We start from the raw sequence: 20,637 nt of genomic DNA on the forward strand, positions 1-20,637 counted from the left end.
CAAGACATTTATTCAAACCCCCGAAACCGCTGACGGTATTGGGTAGCTGATTCCTGTGCGTATTTGCTGAATTGTCTCGCAAAATAATGAATGGAGGAGAAACCGAGCAGGCTTGCAATTTCAGTAACCGGTATATTGGTCTCCCGCAAATACGCTTTGGCTTTATCCAGCTTGCATTGGAGCAGGTAGCTCTGCGGACTGGTTCCGGTCTGCTTATGGAACAGCTCATACAAGTAAGCCGTGCTGATCCCAAGCCGCCGGGCCCACTCTCCGACGTTCGCACTGGTGGCGTCGGTTTCCCCGAGCCATTCGATCATTCTGGCAACCCTCGGATCGTAGAACGTGTTCTGCGGCTTCAAGGTGTGCTGAATATAACGGACAAGAAAAGACTCAAAGCAGGAACGCAGCAGCAGATCGCTGCCGACGGCCGCGTCGAAATAGGATTCGATAACGGTAAAAAAAGGCTCCATCCACGCAGGACGGTTAGATAGACGAGTGTGAACCGGCAAAGTAAAGCCTTCACTAAATTCCACTCTGTCGGCGCATAAGGAGAGGTCATACAGAGAGGGATTGTGCTCGTTAAGTTTTTTGTCTCCTTTTTGCTTGGGGGTGGAAGGAGAAAGAAGATCCACATAGACGGATGCATGAACCATCGGATCGTCTTGCTCCGCGATGAACAAATGAGCTTCACCGGGAGCGACATAGTACAAGTCTCCCGGTTCAGCCTGCCATGTTCTATCCCCGATCCGGACGCTTCCACTGCCTGCCGTAATGCAGATGAAGATGTGGACGTACGGCAGCCGGGGACCTACGATTTGTCCCGGTTTGAACGGAAAAAAATTGGCGCTGAGAATGCGCGAGCGGATTTCAGTCAATGCAGCGGTGCTGGTTTTCAATTGAGGCGCCTCCCGGATCCGATTAAAGCCGTATGGTTATCGATTACCATCCGTTGTTAGGCTTAGGCTATCACGAGACCGCCCATTTGACAATATTTTATCCTACAATCGTGCAAATCATGGACTCCAGGATAAATATTATTTTTGCCTCTATTGCTATAATGTTTTCGATATCATTCCTGCCAGGCAGGGGAGGTTCGTATCGCCCGAAAGTCGAAAATAAAACAAATTAAAGCAATGGAGTGTTCATAGGTATGATTTCTGCTCAAACTACTGATTTTATTCAAAAAGCTTCCTCGTTCGTAAGAGAGGCGGACGGTCGAATTAGCGAGCAAACCCGCATCTTAACCGAATGGGACGGCCATGTCGCTAAGTTTCTTCTTGTCAATGAAGGTCTAACTCCCGTATCCGTAAAAGAAATGGTTTTATTTAAGGGTGGATGGCCATATACAGGCGACACCAAGTTTTACGGTGAAGGCTACAGCATGCTTTCGCAGTACGGAGGGACGATCGCGCAACCGGGGCTTATAGGCAAGTTTGACGACCGAAAGCATTATAAGCTTCCGGCAACAGAAGGGTTCTTTACCGCCTACAACTTTGTACTGCTGTCACCGTCCGCCTCAAGCCATGTGCTGATGGGCTTTACTTCCTGCAGCTGCTATACAGGTGAAATCCGATTGGCAGACGGTCATTTCGAGGTGGTGCTGGACGGCGAGCAGCTGATTATCGAGCCGGGTCAGAGCTGGGAGCTTGAAAGCTTCGCCATATTCGAAGGAACGGACAGGGAAACGCTTCTGGAACAATTCGGTCGGGAGCTGGAGGCCAATCATCCAAGATTGGAAACTCCGGGTGCTCCTAACGGATGGTGCTCCTGGTACTGCTTCGGCCCTCAGGTGACCGAACAAAATATATTCGATAACCTGCAGGCAATAAGTGAGCAGGCGCCTCAATTGAAGTACATTCAAATCGATGACGGTTATCAAGCCTACATGGGAGATTGGCTTGTTCCCGGCAAATCGTTCAGCGATATGGAAAAGCTGTGCAAACAAATTAAGGCCGAAGGCTTTGAGCCTGCCATCTGGGTCGCTCCGTTCATCGCCCAACAGGAATCGGCATTGTTTCAGAAGCATCCGGACTGGTTTATACAGGACGAGGACGGACAGCCGCTCGCTTCCAACAAGATTTCATTCGGAGGCTGGCGTCATGGTCCTTGGTATATGCTTGACGGTACGCATCCCGAGGCGCGGGAGTATTTGCGGCACGTATTCCGGACGATGCGTGAGGAGTGGGGCTGCCATTACTTTAAGCTGGACGCGAACATGTGGGGTGCACTCCCCGGCGGCCGCCGTTATATTCCCGAAGCAACGAAAGTGGAAGCGTACCGCATGGGGATGGAGGCTGTCCTGGAAGGGGCGGGACACGACAGCTTCCTGCTGGGCTGCAACGCTCCAATGTGGCCGTCGCTTGGAACCGTTCACGGAATGCGCGTAACCGGGGATATCGCCCGGAAATGGCCTGTCTTTGCGCTGCTCGCCGCCGAGGGCTTTTCCCGGAACTGGCAGCATAACCGCCTGTGGGTCAATGATCCGGATTGTCTGGTGCTTGAGAACCGCAATATCAAGCTTGTTGATCCCGATGGTACTGTACGCCATGGACTATCTACGATTACACCGGAGGAGTTTAGTTTTCATGCGGCATACATTATTGCGTCCGGCGGTATGGTGCTGTCCGGGGATGATATGTCTACGATGTCCGCAAGCAATATGGATATCGTGAAAAAGGCACTGACCACACGCAACATTGCGGCCCGGTTCGATGATGACAGCTTCCGGATAGGCAGAGTTTACGAGCCGGACCGGCAGCTGCTCTGTCTGTTTAACTGGAGCGAAACGGCGACAACGCTGACGATCCGTCTTGATCAAGCAGGCAGGCTGGAGGATTTCTGGACAGGAGAGGAGCTCGGCTTGCACAGGGATCAGCTCACCTTAACCGACATGCCGGGTCATTCCGGGCGCGTACTTGTATTCTATCCTTCAAAAGTATCCGTTTAGGGAAGTTATGGTAGAACAATGTAAGCGGTTGTGGTAAATTGAAGTTGAACTAAAATGCCCTCATTATATAATGAATGGAGATGTCCCGATTGAGAATTGCAGCGCAGCTCTATACGTTAAGAGAGTTTCTGAAAACACCGGAAGATATCGCTTCAACCCTGAAGAAAGTAAAAGAGATCGGCTACAATGCCGTACAGGTTTCCGGAGTAGGACCCATCGATAATGAGGCCTTGAAGGAACTGGCGGACCGCGAGCAGCTGGCCATTTGCGCTACGCATATCGGTTATCAGGACTTGGCGAACAATCTGGACAGCGTCATCCAGAAGCATAAGCTGTGGGGCTGCCAATATGTTGGCTTAGGCGGCTTGCCGCAGGAATACCGGACAAGCGCTCAAGGCTATGCGGAATTTGCAAAAATAGCCTCTGAAATCGGCAGAAAGCTCAAGGCGGCTGGGTTAACCTTCATCTATCATAATCATAGCTTTGAATTTGCCAAATTCGACGGACGGACCGGCATGGATATTTTATTTGAAGAGTCGGACCCTTCAGCATTTGATTTCGAATTGGATGTCTATTGGGTACAAGCAGGCGGAGCGGACCCGGTAGAGTGGATTCGCAAGGTCAATGGCCGAATGAAGGTTGTTCATTTGAAGGATATGGCCGTTATGGGCGACCGCGAACAGCGCTTTGCCGAGGTTGGCGAAGGCAATATGAATTTCAAGAGCATTTTGACCGCTTGCAATGAAATTGGAGTCGAATGGGGCGCTGTAGAGCAGGATCAGTGCTACGGCCGCAATCCGTTCGAGAGCCTGGCCATCAGCTTTAATAATTTGCAAAAGACAGGTCTTATCAACGTGTAATAGATTGTACCAATAACCCCCGTGCGCTTCATTGAAGCAGGCGGGGGTTTGATTTTGCCTCGGGTTAACAATAATCCAATTGCGGAAATTAGTTGTTTTTGATATTATTGTTATAACAATTAAAATATAAGGAAGAAAGGAGGAACCGAGTTGCCATTTTATGATTTGGACGCGTCGTTCGGATTTTTGCTTGGCAAAGCCTACCGGAGAATGTCTCAGCTGCTGCTGCTGAGATTCAAGCCCTATAACATAACGCCGGAGCAATGGACCATCCTGTGCCGGCTGCAGGGCAATGACGGAATCAGTCAGAAGGAGCTTGCCGCCCGGGCTGACAAGGATCCGCCTACAACAACCCGGATTCTCGATGTTTTGGAGCGAAAAGGATATGTTCGCAGAGAGATGAATGCCGAAGACCGCAGATCCTTTTGCGTCTATTCGACCCCTCTTGGCAAAGAGCTTGCGGAGAAGCTCGTTCCTATTGAGATAGAGGCGCTTCAAGACGCTGCGGGAGACATTCCGTACGCCCAGCTGGAGCTGTTAAAGCAGCTGCTCCTTCAGATCGGCAGGACTGCTGAACAGCTTCATGACTCACAAGTTCAAGACAAATAATCAGCACGATACAACAATGGAACGACAGGAAGGGAACATACAACTACATGAACACAACACAATCATCGTCGTCCAGACTTTGGACGATGAATTTTATTTTTCTGACATTATGTAACTTATGCGTCTATTTAAATATCCAGATGATTACCCCGTCGCTTCCGGCTCATGTATCAAGCAAATTCGGGAGCAGCGGGACCACGATCAGCTTCGTGATCAGCCTGTTCGCCATATCGGCGATAGTTATGCGATTGTTTGCAGCCAAATTGTTTGCGATGTTTGGAGAAAAGCGTCTGATGTTTATCGGACTTATCATATTTGCAGTTTCTACCGCAGGATATGCCTTTATGCATGTTTTGGGTGCGCTGCTGGTTCTCCGCGTCATATACGGCATCGGCTTTGCTCTTGCGGGTACAGCCTTCGGGACATTAGTATCGGAGATTATTCCTAAACATCGGATGGGAGAGGGCATGGGCTATTTCGGCTTATCGACAAGCTTATCGATGTCCATAGCTCCGGTTATCGGCTTGTGGCTGCTGAATGCTTACGGCTTCAATACGCTAATCAGCGTAACCTCCGTACTAGCTCTGGTCGTCTTTCCGCTGGCGGCTTTTATCCAGTTTCCGGCGAAGCAGACGGACAGAGGTCAAGCCTCTGCAGGAAATACCTCTTCAGGACAAGCTCAAACAAAGAACGGGGTTTGGGAAAGCGGCGCCTTGTTCCCCTGCGGCTTGAATCTTCTATTATCCGTCACGTACGGGGGACTTATCACCTTTCTTGCTCTGTTCGGGAAAGAGGTCTCCCTGGGAAATGTCGGTTGGTTTTTCCTGTTTAACGCAGTAATGGTTCTTGTTGTCCGTCCTTTTTCAGGCAAGCTGTTCGACCGGAAAGGTCATGCTGCCGTCCTGCCTCCCGGAGCGTTATTTACGGCAATCGGCCTACTCTTGTTGTCTTATACTTCCGGTATGACGCTTTTGGTTATTTCGGCGTTTTGCTATGGGATCGGCTATGGCATGCTGCAGCCGTCGCTGCAAGCGTGGACTATTCAGCGCAGTGCACCGGAAAGACGCGCGGCGGCAACCGGTATGTTCTATAATTCTATCGATCTAGGCATCGCCATCGGCTCGGTCTGCCTGGGCTTTGTCGCTGCCGGAACAGGGTATGCCGGGATGTATCGAGTCTCAGCGGTCAGTATGCTTCTGTTCCTGATTTTTTATGCCGCGCATGTGATTGGCTCCAAGAGGAGACAGACGGTTTCCAAGCTATAACCAAGCTATAAAATATAGAAGCAAATTGCAGCAGCACCCTGACTTTCCTTTGACAAAAGCAGATGGAGAGAATTAGGGTGTTTTTTTGTTGCTATTATGACGCTATAAATAAAATTTATCGTGATTATAATACAATTTATCGATTATATATTGCGTCATAATTTCAAATGTGATATACCATATATAGAAGTAATGCTCATTAACAAGGAGGCAGAACATGGCAGCAGGTGTAGGCATTAGCGGCATGGGAAGAATCGGCAGACTATTGGTGAGAAGAATTTGCTCCAGCCCCGTACCATCCATCGAACTGAAAGCGATTAACAGCATTTATCCGGTGGAAACGGTTGCACATCTATTGAAGTACGACACGGTCCATGGAACATGGGAGGCGCAAATTTCGATTCAAAACGGAGCTTTGGTGATCAACGGGCATACGATTCAGGTAGTGTATGAACGGGATCCGGAGCAAATTCCATGGGCAAAGCTAGGCGTTCAGCTTGTTGTCGATGCTACCGGTAAATTCAATGATCGCGAAGGCGCTCACAAGCATTTGAGAGCAGGTGCCTCTTCCGTGGTCATTACGGCGCCCGGCAAGCAAATGGATCTGACGGTTGTTATGGGAGTCAACGATCATTTATATGATCCTGCCAAGCATACTGTTGTATCCGCTGCATCCTGCACGACCAATTGTGTGGCACCGGTACTGGCCATACTCGATAAGGCATTCCAAGTGAAGAGCGGGTGGCTGACAACGATTCACTCTTCCACATCCGATCAGAACCATTTGGATAATCCACACAAGGATTTAAGAAGAGCCAGGGCATGCACCCAGTCGATCGTTCCGACGACAACAGGCGTTGGGAAGGCGCTGGTCGACGTACTTCCGCATTTGGCACCTCATATCGAAGGGCTATCCGTTCGCGTTCCTACGCAGGATGTATCCTTAATCGATCTCACGGTGCAAGTAACCCATCCCGCTGAGCTGGAAAAGGTAAGAGAGGTGCTGCGTACTGCTGCAAACGGCGATTTTGCCCATTATGTCGGGTATTCGGAGGAGCCTCTTGTATCGGTCGACTTTGTCGGATGCTCTAAATCCGCAGTCATCGACGGCCTGTCTGTCATGGCATCCGGGGATCAAATCAAAGTGTTGGCATGGTATGACAATGAGTGGGCTTATGCCTGCCGTGTTATAGAATTAACTCAAACTGTAGGCGAAAGGGTGGAAGAAGCATGCGAAACATCTATGGCCGTTCTTTAGAGTTGGGAGTTATTATTTGCAAGCATTGCGGAGAAATTATTGATACCGTCGATACCGAAAACGTCGTGACTTATTATAGCCAATGCGATCATTCACAATGCAAGGAAAAGGAAAAGCTGCCGGTCGGAATACCGCCTGAGAAAGCTGTTTCCCTATAAACGATCATATTCACCTAAGAGAGGATCCATGACCCTATGAAAATAAATGAACTTATTCCAGAATCGGCCCCTTTGACCAAGGGAACTATGCATAGAAATGCTTCAGCCGATGCGTTGATTGAACACGCGCTTCTTCGCAAGGAAGGTCAGCTTGCCTCAACCGGGGCATTCGCAGTAACAACGGGCAAATATACCGGACGTTCTCCCAAAGATAAATTCATTGTGGAAGAACCGTCGGTTATGGAGCATATTGCGTGGGGAGCCGTCAATCAGCCAATGTCACAGGTTCATTTTGAGAAGCTGTACGCCAAGGCAATGGAGTATATGAAAGATCGCGAGCTATTCGTCTTTGACGGCTTCGCAGGGGCAGACGAAGAGTATCGTCTTCCGATCCGGGTGATTAACGAACGTGCTTGGCACAATCTGTTTGTCCGTCAGCTGTTCATTCGTCCGACGGAGGAGGAGCTGGCAGCCCATAAGCCAGAATTTACCGTTATCGCTATGCCGGGACTCAAGGCAGAGCCGGAGTTGGATGGAACGAATTCGGAGACATTCATCGTCGTATCCTTCGAGCGCCGGGTCGTCCTGATCGGTGGAACCGAGTATGCGGGAGAAATGAAGAAATCGATCTTCAGCGTATTGAATTATTTGCTTCCTTTCCAAGGCGTCTTCCCTATGCATTGCTCCGCCAATGTTGGGGAAAACGGGGATGTTGCTTTGTTCTTCGGGCTCTCGGGTACCGGCAAAACGACCTTGTCCGCCGACCCTGACCGCCGCTTGATCGGCGACGATGAGCACGGCTGGTCCAGCCGCGGCGTCTTCAATTTCGAAGGAGGCTGCTATGCTAAATGTATCGGTCTCACCAAGGAAAAAGAGCCGCAAATTTGGGCAGCCATCCAAAAAGGAACGGTGCTTGAAAATGTAGTTCTGGATGCCGAGACCGGTGAGGCCGATTACTCGGACAATTCGTTAACGGAAAACACGCGGGCGGCATATCCGGTTGACTTCATCGAAAATGCGCTTATCCCCGGAACAGCGGGCCATCCCGGAGTCATTATCTTCCTGACCGCAGATGCGTTCGGGGTGCTGCCTCCGATCTCCAAGCTTTCGAAGGAGCAGGCTATGTATCATTTCCTGTCTGGATATACTTCGAAGCTTGCAGGTACGGAAAGAGGAGTCACCGAACCGGAGGCTACGTTCTCCTCATGCTTCGGTGCGCCGTTCTTGCCGCTTCGTCCAAGCGCTTATGCAGAGATGCTCGGCAATAAAATCGATGAGCATCAAGCGAAGGTTTATCTTGTCAATACAGGATGGTCCGGAGGAAGCTATGGCGTTGGTCAAAGAATGAAGCTGAGCTATACGAGAGCCATGGTAACGGCCGCTTTAAACGGTAGCCTGGAGCAGGCTCAGTTTACACCGGATCCGATCTTCGGAGTCAGTATTCCCGACCGTGTTGAGGGAGTGCCAAGCGAAGTGCTGCAGCCGCGTACAACCTGGGCCGATGCTGAGGCCTATGATGCCAAGGCACGCGAGCTTGCATCCCGTTTCATCCGCAACTTCGAGAAGTTTGCCGATGCCTCGGAAGCGATTCGCGGCGCAGGACCTAAGCCGGAGTAATCACATTACTAATATTCGTTAGGCATTCTTTTCAGCAAGTAAGCCATAATGCTTTAATAACCAAAAAAACCGGTCTATGCGTTCATTTCGCATACCGGTTTTTTTAGCATATTCTTGGATTAGCCGCGCGGACGGGTTCGATTCGTAGGCATAGCCTCGAGGGGATTATCAGGCCAATAATGCTTGGGGTAACGGCCTTTCAAATCCTTCTTGACTTCGAAATAGGCGCCGGACCAGAAGCTGGACAAATCCCTTGTTACTTGCACGGGTCTATGGGCGGGAGACAGCAGGTGCAGAGTAAGCGGAACCTGGCCCCGTCCTATGCAGGGCGTCTCCGTCAGCCCGAACATTTCCTGAAGCCTGACTGCGAGCAATGGAGCTGCCGGATCGGTGTAGTCTATTGGAATTCGTGAACCGCTAGGGACGACCATATGAGTCGGAGCATAAGTATCCAGCTCCCGTCTCTGTTCCCAGGTAAGCCACGATTCCAGTATATCGGCCAAATGGAGCCGTTCCAGGTCACCCCGGTTCTTCAGTCCGTACAGGTGCGGCCCCAGCCATTCATCAAGCTTGGACAGCAAGCCTTCATCCGAAGCATCGGGCCATGCAGAATCTACCGGGTGCATGAAGCACATTCGCTGCTGCAGCTGCCTTGCAGCCTTGGTCCATGTAAGCAGGGACAAGCCTTCCTGGAGAATGCCATCGAGCAAGGCCGTGAGCATGGCATCGGGATCAGGCTGAGGAATTGGAACTTCCTTGAGGACAAGCGCCCCGATACGAAGCCGTTTACGTGCACGTACGGCCTGGGTGGAGGAATCCCAGCTTACGGTGGATTCCTGTTCGATCATCTCACTCAGATATTGCTCCATATCGCTTAGCTCCAGCGGGGCCGCAAGATGGATCCGGCTCTCTAACCCTTGATCGTCCAGCTCCGCCGCGACCAGATAGAGAGAGGAAGCCAAAGGCTGCATATCTTGAAATGCAGCCCCGCGCCCATTTTGCAGCAAGTAGCGGCCATTCGGTCTGCGCTGGCCGATCCGGTCCGGGTAAGCCAGCGCCAGCAGCAGGCCGCATGCCTCGATGTCACCTTGTGATGCGGTTTGCGGCAGCTTCAGCATCCGTTTCCATTGATTTGCTTCCGCGATCGCCCGCTTGGACGCCGCGAGATCGATTCGGAACCCTTCGTGGTAGGGTTCCATGGTTCTCTCCACGGAGGCTGCTTTGCGAAGCGCCTCTACACGCAGCCTCATGTCGGCATTTTTTCCGGCTCCGCCTTCATTTCTCAGGATGTCGCGCTCGTTCAGCAGCGCAGCCAGCTCGCAGGCGAGTACGCCTAGCCGCATAGGAATGGCTTTGAGCAGCATATGAGCGAGGCGCGGGTGAAGGCCCAGCTCCGCCATGGCTTTGCCATGCTCCGTAATGCCTCCCTTCGCATCGAGCGCGCCCAGGCCTTGGAGCAGAGCGCGGGCATGCGAGAACGCGGCGGAAGGGGGCAGGTCCAGCCAGCTGAGCTCGGCCGGATCGGCTACGCCCCATTGCGCCAGCTCCAAAGCGAGCGGCGTGAGGTCCGCCTCGGCAATCTCAGGTGCGCTATGCTCCTTGAGATTGCGATCGTCCTGCTCCGTCCACAGCCGGTAGCATACGCCCGGCGCGGTTCTCCCCGCACGTCCCCTGCGCTGATCCGCGGAAGCGCGTGAGACGGGGATCGTCTCCAGGCGCGTCATTCCGGTGCGCGGGGAGAAACGGGGAACACGCATAAGGCCAGCATCGATAACGATGCGCACGCCTTCCACCGTCAAGCTCGATTCGGCAATCGAGGTGGCCAGAACAACCTTGCGTTCATCAGGCCGGGACGGCGAAATCGCCGCATCCTGGGCTTCCTGCGGCAAGCTTCCGTAGAGCGGAGCAATCCTCACTGCTTGGCGTGATGCCGAGCCTTGCTCGCGGAGCAGAGCTTCAACGCGCCGTATCTCACCTTCCCCCGGGAGGAAGACGAGCAGATCGCCGGGATCATGCTCCAATGCGCTTAGAATGCAGCGGACGACCGACGGTTCGATCCTCCCCTCCGTGCTGCGGCTCCAGAACCGTGTCTCCACGGGGAAGCTGCGGCCTTCACTGACGAGAATCGGCGCATCGTTCAACAGCTTGGCGACGGGCTCCGCATTCAATGTCGCGGACATGACCAATATTCGCAAATCGTCGCGCAGCAGCGATTGCGATTGAAGGCACAGGGCGAGGCCGGTATCGGCGTGCAGACTGCGCTCATGAAATTCGTCGAAAATAACGATGCCGACATCCTCCAATGCAGGGTCTGCTTGAAGCATGCGGGTTAGCACTCCTTCCGTCACAACCTCGATACGGGTTTCGGAGCTAACCTGGCTATCGAGCCGTACCCGGTAACCTACGGTGCCGCCGACCTTGTCCCCGAGTTTGGCGGCCATGTACCTTGCCGCTGATTTGGCTGCGAGCCTGCGGGGCTCGAGCATCAGTATGCGGCGATCGGCAAGCCAAGGCTCGTCCAACAGAGCAAGCGGAATCCGGGTTGTTTTCCCTGCGCCCGGCGCGGCTACCAGCACTGCGTTAGGACCGGAACGGAGCGTTTCTTGTAGTTTAGGTAATATGGATTCAATAGGTAACCGATTCATAGATTCACTTCTTCCTTAGACAAACAGCAAATAGATTATTCTATTGTATACGATAAGGGAAAAGGGGAACAAGTGAAGAGCGGGGTGGGGTAGAGGGGAGCAGAAAGAAAGGGCCCTTTACAGGCCCTTCATAGACAGAGGCAATATGGATGAAATGATCAATAAAGCTTCTGTACGCCAATCTCTTAATAGAGAGACAATGCCAGCGAGTCCCGTTCGTTGAGGGAATGAAGAATAGCTTCACAGCCAACGATTTCGATACTGATAAGGGAGTCGAGACATTTTTTTATCGCTTTTCTTCCTTTGGTTACCTTGGATTCCAAAGCGGATTTCAATAAGTTAAACTTTTTATTTGTTTTCTCATCGGTGTACACAGGTACGGTTTTGTTTTGGACAGTTATAAATAGTTTCATCAATAATCACCAACCTAATATTGGATATGTAAATAGGATATATTACGATTATTAAAATAACATTAAAAAAGTTTTACAATTTTACTACAGAAGCTATTATTTTTTTCTTTCTGTCTATTAAGACGGATGATAGCTGGAAAAGGTTACACATCTAATGAAAAAAACTCGCCTCAGCTAAGAAGCCCCATACCTTCTCCAGTCCGCTGATAGAAAGCAATGCGGTTTACGAAGTGACAAGGATTGGCCGCAGCATTTTTGGCAAGGAAGTCTCATGACTACAAAATAGTGCAAGTATTTTTCATAGAATAAGCAAAAATGTGTAATTGTGTTCTAGAACCTTATCCTATAAGGTTATCTATGGAAAAGGGATTACGAGACTGGAGGGATTCTCATGTTGGATCTGAAACGATTTGAGCAACCGCCGTCAGCGTTCCGCATTCAACCTTTTTGGTTCTGGAACGGTGATATGTTAGACGAGGAAATCCGTCATCAAATCCGTGAAATGGCGGATAAAGGCGTCGGCGGTTTTTTTATATGCGCAAGGCAAGGTTTGCAAATCCCTTACTTATCCGATGCCTGGTTCGGCAAGGTTCGCGTTGCCGTAGAAGAGGCCGACAAGAACGGGATGGAGGTCTGGTTATATGACGAATACCCCTATCCGAGCGGAATAGCCGGGGGAGAAGTCATATTGGAGCATCCTGACGCGAAGCACTATACGCTGGCACATCAATCGGAACGTGTCCCCGCCGGCCAGCATGTGACGCTCGAGCTGCCTTGGGCCAAAATTTTGTTCGCCAAGGCGGTACCCGTATCGGCATCAGGCAAGCTGAATTGGGATCAGGCCATCGATGTCCGTTCAAGCATCGGCAACTATCAAGCTGACCCGATATTTCAGAAGGCGGGCTTGACTGCCTATAATCAGAAGCGGTTCTTTACATACCGTACGGTGCAAAAGATGGATTGGACCGCTCCATCGGGCCCGAACCTGGAAGAAGCATGGGAAGTCATCATCGTTCAGGAACAGGAAATTGAAGACTTCAAATATTACGGAACCTTCGTCGATCCCTGCAACCGGGAAGCTATGGCCGCGTTTATTAGGCTGACGCACGATAAGTACGCACAGCATCTCGGGGACTATTTCGGCAAGACGATAAAAGGAATGTTTACCGACGAGATCGGTCTCTTAGGAAGTATCCCGTGGTCTCCGCGGTTAGCGGACGAATTTCTGCAGCGGAACGGCTACGATCTGCGGGAGCATCTGCACGCGCTGCTGTATTCGGATGCGGAGGATGCGGCCCGGATACGGTATGACTACTATCAAACGGTTCATTTGCTCCTAAGAGAGTCCTATCACAAGCAAGTGCATGATTGGTGCGAACGGCACGGACTTCAATATGTTGCCGAGGTGCCTTCGGTACGTATGACGACCCAACTATACAGTCATGTGCCGGGAGGCGATTCGGCGCACGAGAAGCTGGGCCGGTCATTAGAATGGATTTTGAACCAGTATGCGGACAATATGCGAAGCAATCCCAAGATGGTCAGCTCGCTTGCGCGTCAGCTCGGCCGGGAGCGCAACCTGATCGAATGCTTCCACAGCGTAGGCTGGTCTATGACGCTGCAGGATGCAAGATGGATGATAGACCGTATGGCTGCGATGGGCACGAACTTTTTTAATTTCCATGCCTTCTTTTATACGCTGGACGGCCTGACCAAGCATGATGCCCCTCCATCCCAATTTTTGCAAAATCCGTATTGGGAGCATTTTCGTCAGCTGGGGGATTATACGGGAAGAATCAGCTATGCGATGAGCTGCGGGGACGCGGATATCTCGATAGCCGTGCTGCAGCCGACAACCTCCCTGTGGACGCATATGGGGAACCCGTTTCACGGGTTCGGCTATGGCGGCCGTGAGACGCAGGAGAAGGAAAGGCTAAACAGCTTGAAGCAGTGGTGGGTTCGGATATGCAACCAATTGACGCTTAGCGGCAGAGATTTCGATCATCTGGACGCGGAGCTTTTGGAGGAGGCCAATATTCAGGAGGGAATTCTTTCGATAGGAAGAGCCCGGTATACGCTGCTGATCCTGCCTCCTATGACAAATCTCGAAAGTGCCGCCTGGAAGAAAATTCAAGATTTTCTTCGCCAAGGCGGCAAGGTCATCAGTCTTGGGCAGCTGCCTTACGAGGCTATCGAGCCGAAACAGTGGAATGAAGAAGAGCTTCTGGCCGCTTTCGGCTTAACGCAATCGGAGAAAGGCCGCTTCTGGACCGGGAATGAGGAAACGTCTGTTGCCGGAGATCATCCATGGTCATCAGGAGCCGGGAACGCCTACTATTTGCCTTTCCAGGCCGGGGCGGAAGCTTCCGTCATTCTTCATAAATTGGACAAGCTTTTGGAAAAGCTTCAGCCTCAAACCGTCCGGCTGCTGCCTGGCTGCGGTGAATTAGGTCTGTTGCTGCAAACCAGACATTTGGATGATCGCACGGCTTTAGTGTTCATCAGCAACCAAGAGCAAGCCGTCCGTGAGGTTACGCTGAGTATAGCAGATAGCTATTGGAGCTTGGCCGATAGCCCGGCTTCGGGATCGGTAGGTGTTCACTTCGAGGAGCTTTCGCTGGACCATGGAAGCGTGAGCTGCTTGCAAGGGAACCGTTCGGAAGCGGCTTGGCAGCTGCCTATTGCACTGGCTCCATTTGAATCCCGCTTGCTGAGGGTTACTCTGGTTGAACAAGCCCGGATGTCCGAAGCGGAGGGAAGCCGTGAGAGCCAAGCACAGCCATGGGTATGGCAGATCGGTGCAACGGCTTCGTGGGAGATGCGGGCGGAGCAGCCTAACTCGGTTCGCTTCGATACCTTCCAGATGATCCTGCATTCGGGGGAAAGCAGCCCTGGCGTGAAGACGCAATCCGACGGAGCCTCCGGTGGGGTAACCGTACCGGTCAAAACCTTTATCGATCAATGCGCGGACCTTACGGATCAGCTTCCGCTCCCGGTGTCGATGCGGCAGCTGTTCGGAACGCCGATGAAGCTAAGCATGGCTTATCCGCTTCGCGTTAGTTATACATCGCAATTCGTCGTTGAAGAGCCGCTGGAAAGCGTCCGGCTTGTCATGGACCGCGGTGCGATATCGGGGCAAGGGGTTATCCGAATTAACGGGCATGTGATTCAGCCTGAAAGGATGGAACCATATTTCCTGTATGACCATTCCAACGTTGCCTATGATGTAACGGCCTTTTTGGCTGAGGGAGTTAATGAGCTGTCGGTGGATGTCCGGATTGCCCATGATTGGGATGGGGTTGTCGATGCCCTCTACCTGAACGGATCGTTTCTCGTCCATTTCGATGGGCAGCATCGGCCTGTGCTGAGTGCGAAATCGCATCTGTCTATGCCATTGTCTGCCGGGCCTTACCGGGGCTATCCGTACTATGCAGGGAACTTTACCTTTGCCAGAATGATTGATCTGCCAAGCCTGCCCGAAGCGGATTCGTTCGAGCTAAGCTTTGTAGGCTGGGATTCGAACCTGCATGATAGTGTAGAAGTAATCGTCAACGGTCAATCCGTCGGAGTCCGCCCTTGGTCGCCTTATCGGTGGACAGGCCCGTCGAAGCTGCTGCGCAAAGGCGCCAACCGGGTCGAGGTTAAGGTCACCAATTCCTTAATAGGCCTGCTCGAAGGCAAATATTTTGATTATCCGAGTCATACGTTACTGCCTGTTAACTCATAGCCAATAGATAATAAGAGGGGAAAATAGATACCCCAGCCCCATATCTTCAATTTGACGAGCCAACGATCAGATATGGAAACTTCCGCATCACCAACCTGCATGTAGTTGCAGGTTTTTTTTATTTTCGCGACTGCCCTGGAAATTTCCCAAGCTCCAAATTCCAGTCCCCGTTTTGCAGCCTCAATGGTATGGAAGCTTTCAGGGATATTAAAAATGGCAGGATACTACATTGTGCTGATATGATTACCGGGTTATAATAAAATCCACATCATGAGAGTGAGATTAAGGGAACAAATCCTTATTTTAGATTAAGGAATGGCGTTGGACCGTATCTTGTCCCCGATGGTGAGACAGGTCACGGTCCATTTTATTTGGAGATGCAGCCTCTGTGTCGCATTCCAATCCATCCGGCAAACGGAGCCCGGAAGGAGCAGCCTAAAGGGCAAGCGAATTCAAGCCGGTCGACCCGGTTTTATGAGGTTGTCTTCGGCTTCATAGTTTTCCGAGAAATTCCAAATAAATAACCAATTATATTATAAAATTTCAAAATAAAACGGTTGAAAACAAAAACAAATAAAGGTATGGTAGTAATATAATGTTTAATATCGGGAGTACTTCCTTTCGAAAAGTGACTAACATTAATACCTCTTGGTGGTGAATTGGATTGCTCGTTACAATGAAGAAGCGCTTGAGTCACTGGGGCTCCAGCTTTTATGGAGGAAAAGGAACACATTATCGGAAGATGCTCGTCTTGATTCTGATCATTGCCAGTATTCCCGGGTTAATAACCGGAGCGTTGATTTACTGGTTTGTCGGAGGACGGATAGAGAATGAGCTGCTTCAGCTGCACAAAAATCAAATTATCAAGAGAGCGGAAAATATTGACGGGCAGTTCGAGAATATGGAGCTATCCATGTCTCATGGCGCTTTAGATACCAAATTCGATTACTCGCTGAAGGATACCGATTTTTATCGTCAATTTTCATTATCGAGAGATATATCCAAGACCTTAGTATTGATGCAAGGGGCCATGCCTCTCGCCAAACGGCTGGATTTGTATATAGACGGGCTGCTGCCGGTCCATTTTAACCCTGAGATTAGTGTCAGCGATCCGAATACGGATGAGTGGAAGCAGTTCAAGCAGGCCAGCGGGAAGGGGCCGAATGTATATTGGACAACCTTGCCTACACTGAACAAATACCAGACCGGATATGATCTGGCCCTAGTCCACAAAATTCCCGGAGGCACATCAGAGCCCTTCGGACTTATGGTGGCACGCCTGGACCGCGATAATGTCGTCTCGCTCTTGAAAACGGTTGCTCCTTATGATGAAGGGGAAGCGTTTATGATGCAGGAGGATGGCAATGTACTTATCTCAACCGAGGGGAACAGCCATGCCTCTTCTCTAATTGAGGGGGTCAAAAAGGAAGTTTTAAGCCGTAACGCGGATCAGACCTCGTTCCTGTTCAAATGGGATAAAAATACGTATTCGGTTTCTGCCGGGGTACTGGAAAGAATCGGGGAAAAGTGGATCTATGTGTCCATAGCGCCGACCAGTGCGATTAAGAAGCCGATCGTGTTCCTGTCGCAGGTGATCGTTCTTATCAGCTGTGCTGGACTGCTCCTTGCCGCCGTATTATCGTGGCTCGCATCCCGTAAAATATATTCCCCGTTAAATCAGCTGGTAGGCTTGCTGGGCAACGGGAATCAAGCGCAGGGGAACGAATTTGAGCTGATAGAGAAGCATTGGCAGCACCTGAACCGGGAAAGTCTGGAGCTGCAGACGAAGCTGGAGAAGCAGATGCCGCAGATGAAGGAGGGCTTCGTGCTGCAGCTGATTCAAGGTTATTTGTCGGCGTATTCGGAGAGCGATCTCAGGGACCGGATGAATCATTACGGCTGGAATACCGAACACCGCCAATATATCGTGCTGTATCTGCAGCTGGTAGGAATGACGGAGCTGGATACGGGCGGCCGGTTTTCCCATGGAGATGAAGGGCTTATCACCTTTGCCGCGGCCAATATGATTGAAGAGCTGGCCAATGAACGGTTCGAGCATTGCCATGTCATAAATTTTCATAACCTGACTGTCGGTCTATTGCTGAATATTCCGGAAGGGCAGCCATTCAAGAACGAGCTGTACCAGCTGAGCGAAACATTAATGAAGACCATCAATCAAATTCTTAAGATGCAGGTTACCATTACCTTGGGGAAAGCTACGGAGCAGCTGAGAGAAATTCCGTTCTTATTCGAGGAGGCGAAGCTTGCTTTAAGCTACCGCAATTTCAGCAAGGAGAATCAGATCATTGACCTGGAGGCGCTCAGCAAGCTGGAGGAGCATCAGCCGTTCCAGTATCCTTTTTCCTTGGAGAGAGAGATTATCCAGGCGATGCGGATGGGGCAAGCGGACGAGGCGAGGCAGCATGTTCATGCCTTCATGAATGCGGTAGCCGCAGACGGAGTTAAGGAGATGGATGTGCAGCAGGGGATGATGAATCTGCTTGGTTCCCTCGAGCATGCTATCATGCAATCGGGTCTGAATCCGAACCAGCTGTTCAAATCCGCCAACTTGTTCGAGCAGCTCTCCGCGCTGAGGGAGCCGGAGCAAATCGAAGCCTGGTTCATGAATAAGGTCATTGCCCCGTTCATCGAGGCGATGGAGAACCGGGCGGATTTCCAGCTTAAGAAAATGATTGAGCAGGCGATGCTGTATATCCAGGCGAACTACATGAACGATATTTCACTCGATAGCTGCGCGGAGCACTGTGGTACGAATGCCTTCGTGATGAGCCGGACGTTCAAGCAGGTGTCAGGCAAAAACTTCATTGACTATTTGACGGATCTTCGTATGGAGAAGGCCAAGGAGATGCTGCGCAATTCGGAGCTGAAGATTAACGAGATATCGGAAAAAGTCGGGTATCAGCATAGCTATTTCAACCGTATTTTCAAAAAATATGAAGGGGTCACCCCGAGTCAATATCGGGAAATGAGCCGCCAAGCATAAACCGGAAAACCCGCTCGTGGAGCGGGTTTTTTCGTTGTTAACAAGAAAAGAGTAGGTTTGCAAAAGATGTCCAACCGGCAAAACCCGGGCAAATCAAGAATGTCTAATTGCAAACAAATGCCCCATCCAACACAATGTGACTATGACTTAACCGAATGACGAAACGAGTCTCAAAGAATCGTTAAAGGTCGAAACTTGTCGGAGAAACACTGTGAATTTGAATTCAATAAGGAGTGAAACTATGGGGCACACAACAACGACTGACAGCCTCCCAGTGAAGGTACGAAAAAAACAAAGTACCATGGACCTATTTTTAAAACGGCTGAAACGGGATAAATGGATGTATCTTCTTCTATTGCCGGGTATTTTGTACTTCCTCATCTTTAAATACGTTCCGATGTGGGGCGTAATGCTCGCATTCAAAAACTATCAGCCTTTCACAGGCTTTATGAACAGCGAATGGGTCGGTCTCGATCATTTCCGCGACTTCTTTCAGAATCCGGATTTTGGCCGTCTGTTGAGAAATACGCTCCTGCTTTCTTTATATAATCTGGTATTTTTCTTCCCGGCGCCTATTATTATTGCGCTGATGCTAAATGAGGTTCGCAAAGAATTTTACAAACGGACCATTCAAACGCTCATTTATGTACCGCATTTTATCTCCATGGTTATCGTGGCCAGTATCTCCTATGTCTTTCTGACGACGGAAGGCGGCATCGTTAACAGTATGCTGGAGCAGGCTACTGGTCATAAGATTGATTTTCTGTCCAGCCCGGACTGGTTCCGTCCGCTTATCATATTGCAAACCATGTGGAAGGAATGCGGCTGGGGAACGATTATTTTCCTTGCAGCATTAGCCGGAGTCGATACGGAACAGTATGAAGCGGCCATCGTAGACGGAGCTAACCGCTGGCGCCAAATGTGGCACATTACGCTGCCTTCGATTCGCAGCACCATCATAATTTTGTTGATTCTTAAAGTCGGTGATGTTCTGGAAAACGGTTTCGAGCAAATCTATCTGATGACGAACGCACTGAACAGGGACGTTGCCGACGTATTCGATACGTATGTCTATATGATGGGGATTACGCAGGGAGCATTCAGCTATAGTACGGCGGTCGGTTTGTTCAAGTCGATTGTCGGTGTCATCCTCGTATTCACCAGCAACTATCTGGCCAAGCGATTCGGTCAATCAGGGATTTATTAATAATGGAGGTTCGATACGATGGGGAGACATCACAGAAGCTTACTGGATAATGTGTTCGACGGGCTTAACTATACGGTTCTCGGGATCCTCGGGATCTTGACGATATTGCCTTTCCTTTATGTCATTGCAGGCTCCTTCGCTACGGAGGCAGAGCTGACCGGAAGAGCGTTCTTCCTTATTCCCAAGACGTTCTCGCTTTCCGGATACCAATTCATTTTCTCTTCCGATACCTTGTTCCGAAGCATTCTGGTTTCGATCTATGTTACGGTGATGGGAACCGCGGTAAACCTTATTTTTACCGTGACGATGGCCTACGCTTTGGCCAGGAAAGACTTGATGGGGCGCAATACCATATTGAACCTGGTGCTGTTCTCCATGCTGTTCTCCGGCGGGATGATTCCGACCTACTTGGTTGTGAAAAACCTTGGATTGCTTGATTCCTACTGGGCATTAATGCTGCCGGGAGCCATCAGCGCATTCAACCTGATTGTCGTGAAAAACTTTTTCCAGGAGATGCCTCCAGGACTTGAGGAAGCAGCGAGAATCGACGGCTGTACCGAGCTCGGCGTTCTATGGCGTATCGTGCTTCCATTGTCCAAGCCGGTGCTTGCCACCTTCGGCCTTTTCTACGCGGTAGGTCATTGGAACAACTTCTTTACCGCGCTCTTGTATATCAACGACCCGGATAAATGGCCGCTTCAGGTCATGCTGAGACAGCTCGTTATGCTCTCCCAAGGCAACATCGGAGATATGAGTCAGCTGGATCCAACCTTCGTTCAGCCGCCAGAGCAAACGATCAAAATGGCTGTTATCGTTGTCGGTACGATTCCGATCCTGCTTGTGTATCCGTTCCTGCAAAAGCACTTCGCCAAAGGGGTATTGATAGGATCGATTAAAGGCTAAACAATGCTTACGATCATCACCATT

The 20,637-nt window shown here is 50.6% G+C and carries 14 protein-coding genes; 11 read left to right on the top strand and 3 right to left on the bottom strand.

Annotated features, from left to right (window positions below; genetic code table 11):
- Positions 1–8: 8 nt before the first annotated feature.
- The gene (locus B1728_RS23680; protein ID WP_079912900.1) at positions 9–896 is read right to left on the bottom strand and encodes an AraC family transcriptional regulator; all 888 of its coding nucleotides are present in this window, start codon (positions 894–896) and stop codon (positions 9–11) included.
- 254 nt (positions 897–1,150) lie between these two features.
- On the opposite strand from B1728_RS23680, the gene B1728_RS23685 reads away from it, so the two are divergent.
- The 7 genes from B1728_RS23685 (at position 1,151) to pckA (ending at position 8,714) form a co-directional block, all read left to right on the top strand.
- The gene (locus B1728_RS23685; protein ID WP_079912901.1) at positions 1,151–2,947 is read left to right on the top strand and encodes a glycoside hydrolase family 36 protein; all 1,797 of its coding nucleotides are present in this window, start codon (positions 1,151–1,153) and stop codon (positions 2,945–2,947) included.
- An 80-nt stretch (positions 2,948–3,027) separates the two neighbouring features.
- Positions 3,028–3,807, top strand: coding sequence for a sugar phosphate isomerase/epimerase family protein (locus tag B1728_RS23690; RefSeq protein WP_079913120.1), 780 nt, complete (start codon positions 3,028–3,030; stop codon positions 3,805–3,807).
- A 150-nt stretch (positions 3,808–3,957) separates the two neighbouring features.
- Positions 3,958–4,416 (top strand): MarR family winged helix-turn-helix transcriptional regulator, encoded by a 459-nt coding sequence (locus B1728_RS23695; RefSeq protein ID WP_256865476.1) that lies wholly within the window; start codon positions 3,958–3,960, stop codon positions 4,414–4,416.
- Between the two features lie 47 nt (positions 4,417–4,463).
- On the top strand, positions 4,464–5,681 hold the full coding sequence (locus tag B1728_RS23700) for an MFS transporter (protein ID WP_079912902.1): 1,218 nt from the start codon (positions 4,464–4,466) through the stop codon (positions 5,679–5,681).
- A 217-nt stretch (positions 5,682–5,898) separates the two neighbouring features.
- The gene (gap, locus tag B1728_RS23705) at positions 5,899–6,939 is read left to right on the top strand and encodes a type I glyceraldehyde-3-phosphate dehydrogenase (RefSeq protein ID WP_079912903.1); all 1,041 of its coding nucleotides are present in this window, start codon (positions 5,899–5,901) and stop codon (positions 6,937–6,939) included.
- A complete protein-coding gene (locus tag B1728_RS23710) occupies positions 6,912–7,097 on the top strand; it encodes a GapA-binding peptide SR1P (protein WP_079912904.1) in 186 nt (61 codons plus the stop codon). The genes gap and B1728_RS23710 overlap by 28 nt, the downstream gene beginning before the upstream one ends.
- A gap of 36 nt (positions 7,098–7,133) precedes the next feature.
- Entirely contained in the window at positions 7,134–8,714 is a 1,581-nt protein-coding gene (gene pckA / locus B1728_RS23715) for a phosphoenolpyruvate carboxykinase (ATP) (protein ID WP_079912905.1), read from the top strand.
- A gap of 119 nt (positions 8,715–8,833) precedes the next feature.
- Here pckA and hrpB read toward each other — a convergent pair whose 3' ends face one another.
- Both hrpB and B1728_RS23725 read right to left on the bottom strand, forming a co-directional pair.
- Complete coding sequence (gene hrpB / locus B1728_RS23720) at positions 8,834–11,359, bottom strand: ATP-dependent helicase HrpB (RefSeq protein WP_079912906.1); 2,526 nt, start codon at positions 11,357–11,359, stop codon at positions 8,834–8,836.
- 185 nt (positions 11,360–11,544) lie between these two features.
- Entirely contained in the window at positions 11,545–11,772 is a 228-nt protein-coding gene (locus B1728_RS23725) for a 3-dehydroquinate dehydratase (RefSeq protein ID WP_079912907.1), read from the bottom strand.
- A 391-nt stretch (positions 11,773–12,163) separates the two neighbouring features.
- On the opposite strand from B1728_RS23725, the gene B1728_RS23730 reads away from it, so the two are divergent.
- The 4 genes from B1728_RS23730 to B1728_RS23745 all read left to right on the top strand — a co-directional run bounded on the left by B1728_RS23730 (position 12,164) and on the right by B1728_RS23745 (position 20,613).
- The gene (locus tag B1728_RS23730; protein ID WP_079912908.1) at positions 12,164–15,499 is read left to right on the top strand and encodes a glycosyl hydrolase; all 3,336 of its coding nucleotides are present in this window, start codon (positions 12,164–12,166) and stop codon (positions 15,497–15,499) included.
- A 676-nt stretch (positions 15,500–16,175) separates the two neighbouring features.
- A complete protein-coding gene (locus tag B1728_RS23735) occupies positions 16,176–18,503 on the top strand; it encodes a helix-turn-helix domain-containing protein (protein ID WP_079913122.1) in 2,328 nt (775 codons plus the stop codon).
- Between the two features lie 301 nt (positions 18,504–18,804).
- Positions 18,805–19,710: an ABC transporter permease gene (locus B1728_RS23740; protein WP_225947919.1), complete on the top strand. Its 906-nt coding sequence runs from the start codon at positions 18,805–18,807 to the stop codon at positions 19,708–19,710.
- Between the two features lie 18 nt (positions 19,711–19,728).
- Positions 19,729–20,613, top strand: coding sequence for a carbohydrate ABC transporter permease (locus B1728_RS23745; protein ID WP_079912910.1), 885 nt, complete (start codon positions 19,729–19,731; stop codon positions 20,611–20,613).
- Positions 20,614–20,637: the final 24 nt, after the last annotated feature.

This window comes from Paenibacillus sp. 32352, assembly GCF_002042965.1.
Classification (GTDB): Bacteria; Bacillota; Bacilli; order Paenibacillales; family NBRC-103111; genus Paenibacillus_S; species Paenibacillus_S vulneris.

What these genes read in the sequence shown, in the direction of transcription:
- pckA (WP_079912905.1), top strand. Translation starts at nt 7,134, where the DNA reads ATGAAAATAAATGAACTTATTCCAGAATCGGCCCCTTTGACCAAGGGA.
- B1728_RS23690 (WP_079913120.1), top strand. Translation starts at nt 3,028, where the DNA reads ATGTCCCGATTGAGAATTGCAGCGCAGCTCTATACGTTAAGAGAGTTT.
- B1728_RS23730 (WP_079912908.1), top strand. Translation starts at nt 12,164, where the DNA reads ATGTTGGATCTGAAACGATTTGAGCAACCGCCGTCAGCGTTCCGCATT.
- B1728_RS23725 (WP_079912907.1), bottom strand. Translation starts at nt 11,772, where the DNA reads ATGAAACTATTTATAACTGTCCAAAACAAAACCGTACCTGTGTACACC.
- B1728_RS23745 (WP_079912910.1), top strand. Translation starts at nt 19,729, where the DNA reads ATGGGGAGACATCACAGAAGCTTACTGGATAATGTGTTCGACGGGCTT.
- B1728_RS23710 (WP_079912904.1), top strand. Translation starts at nt 6,912, where the DNA reads ATGCGAAACATCTATGGCCGTTCTTTAGAGTTGGGAGTTATTATTTGC.
- B1728_RS23735 (WP_079913122.1), top strand. Translation starts at nt 16,176, where the DNA reads ATGAAGAAGCGCTTGAGTCACTGGGGCTCCAGCTTTTATGGAGGAAAA.
- B1728_RS23740 (WP_225947919.1), top strand. Translation starts at nt 18,805, where the DNA reads ATGGACCTATTTTTAAAACGGCTGAAACGGGATAAATGGATGTATCTT.
- B1728_RS23700 (WP_079912902.1), top strand. Translation starts at nt 4,464, where the DNA reads ATGAACACAACACAATCATCGTCGTCCAGACTTTGGACGATGAATTTT.
- B1728_RS23685 (WP_079912901.1), top strand. Translation starts at nt 1,151, where the DNA reads ATGATTTCTGCTCAAACTACTGATTTTATTCAAAAAGCTTCCTCGTTC.
- hrpB (WP_079912906.1), bottom strand. Translation starts at nt 11,359, where the DNA reads ATGAATCGGTTACCTATTGAATCCATATTACCTAAACTACAAGAAACG.
- gap (WP_079912903.1), top strand. Translation starts at nt 5,899, where the DNA reads ATGGCAGCAGGTGTAGGCATTAGCGGCATGGGAAGAATCGGCAGACTA.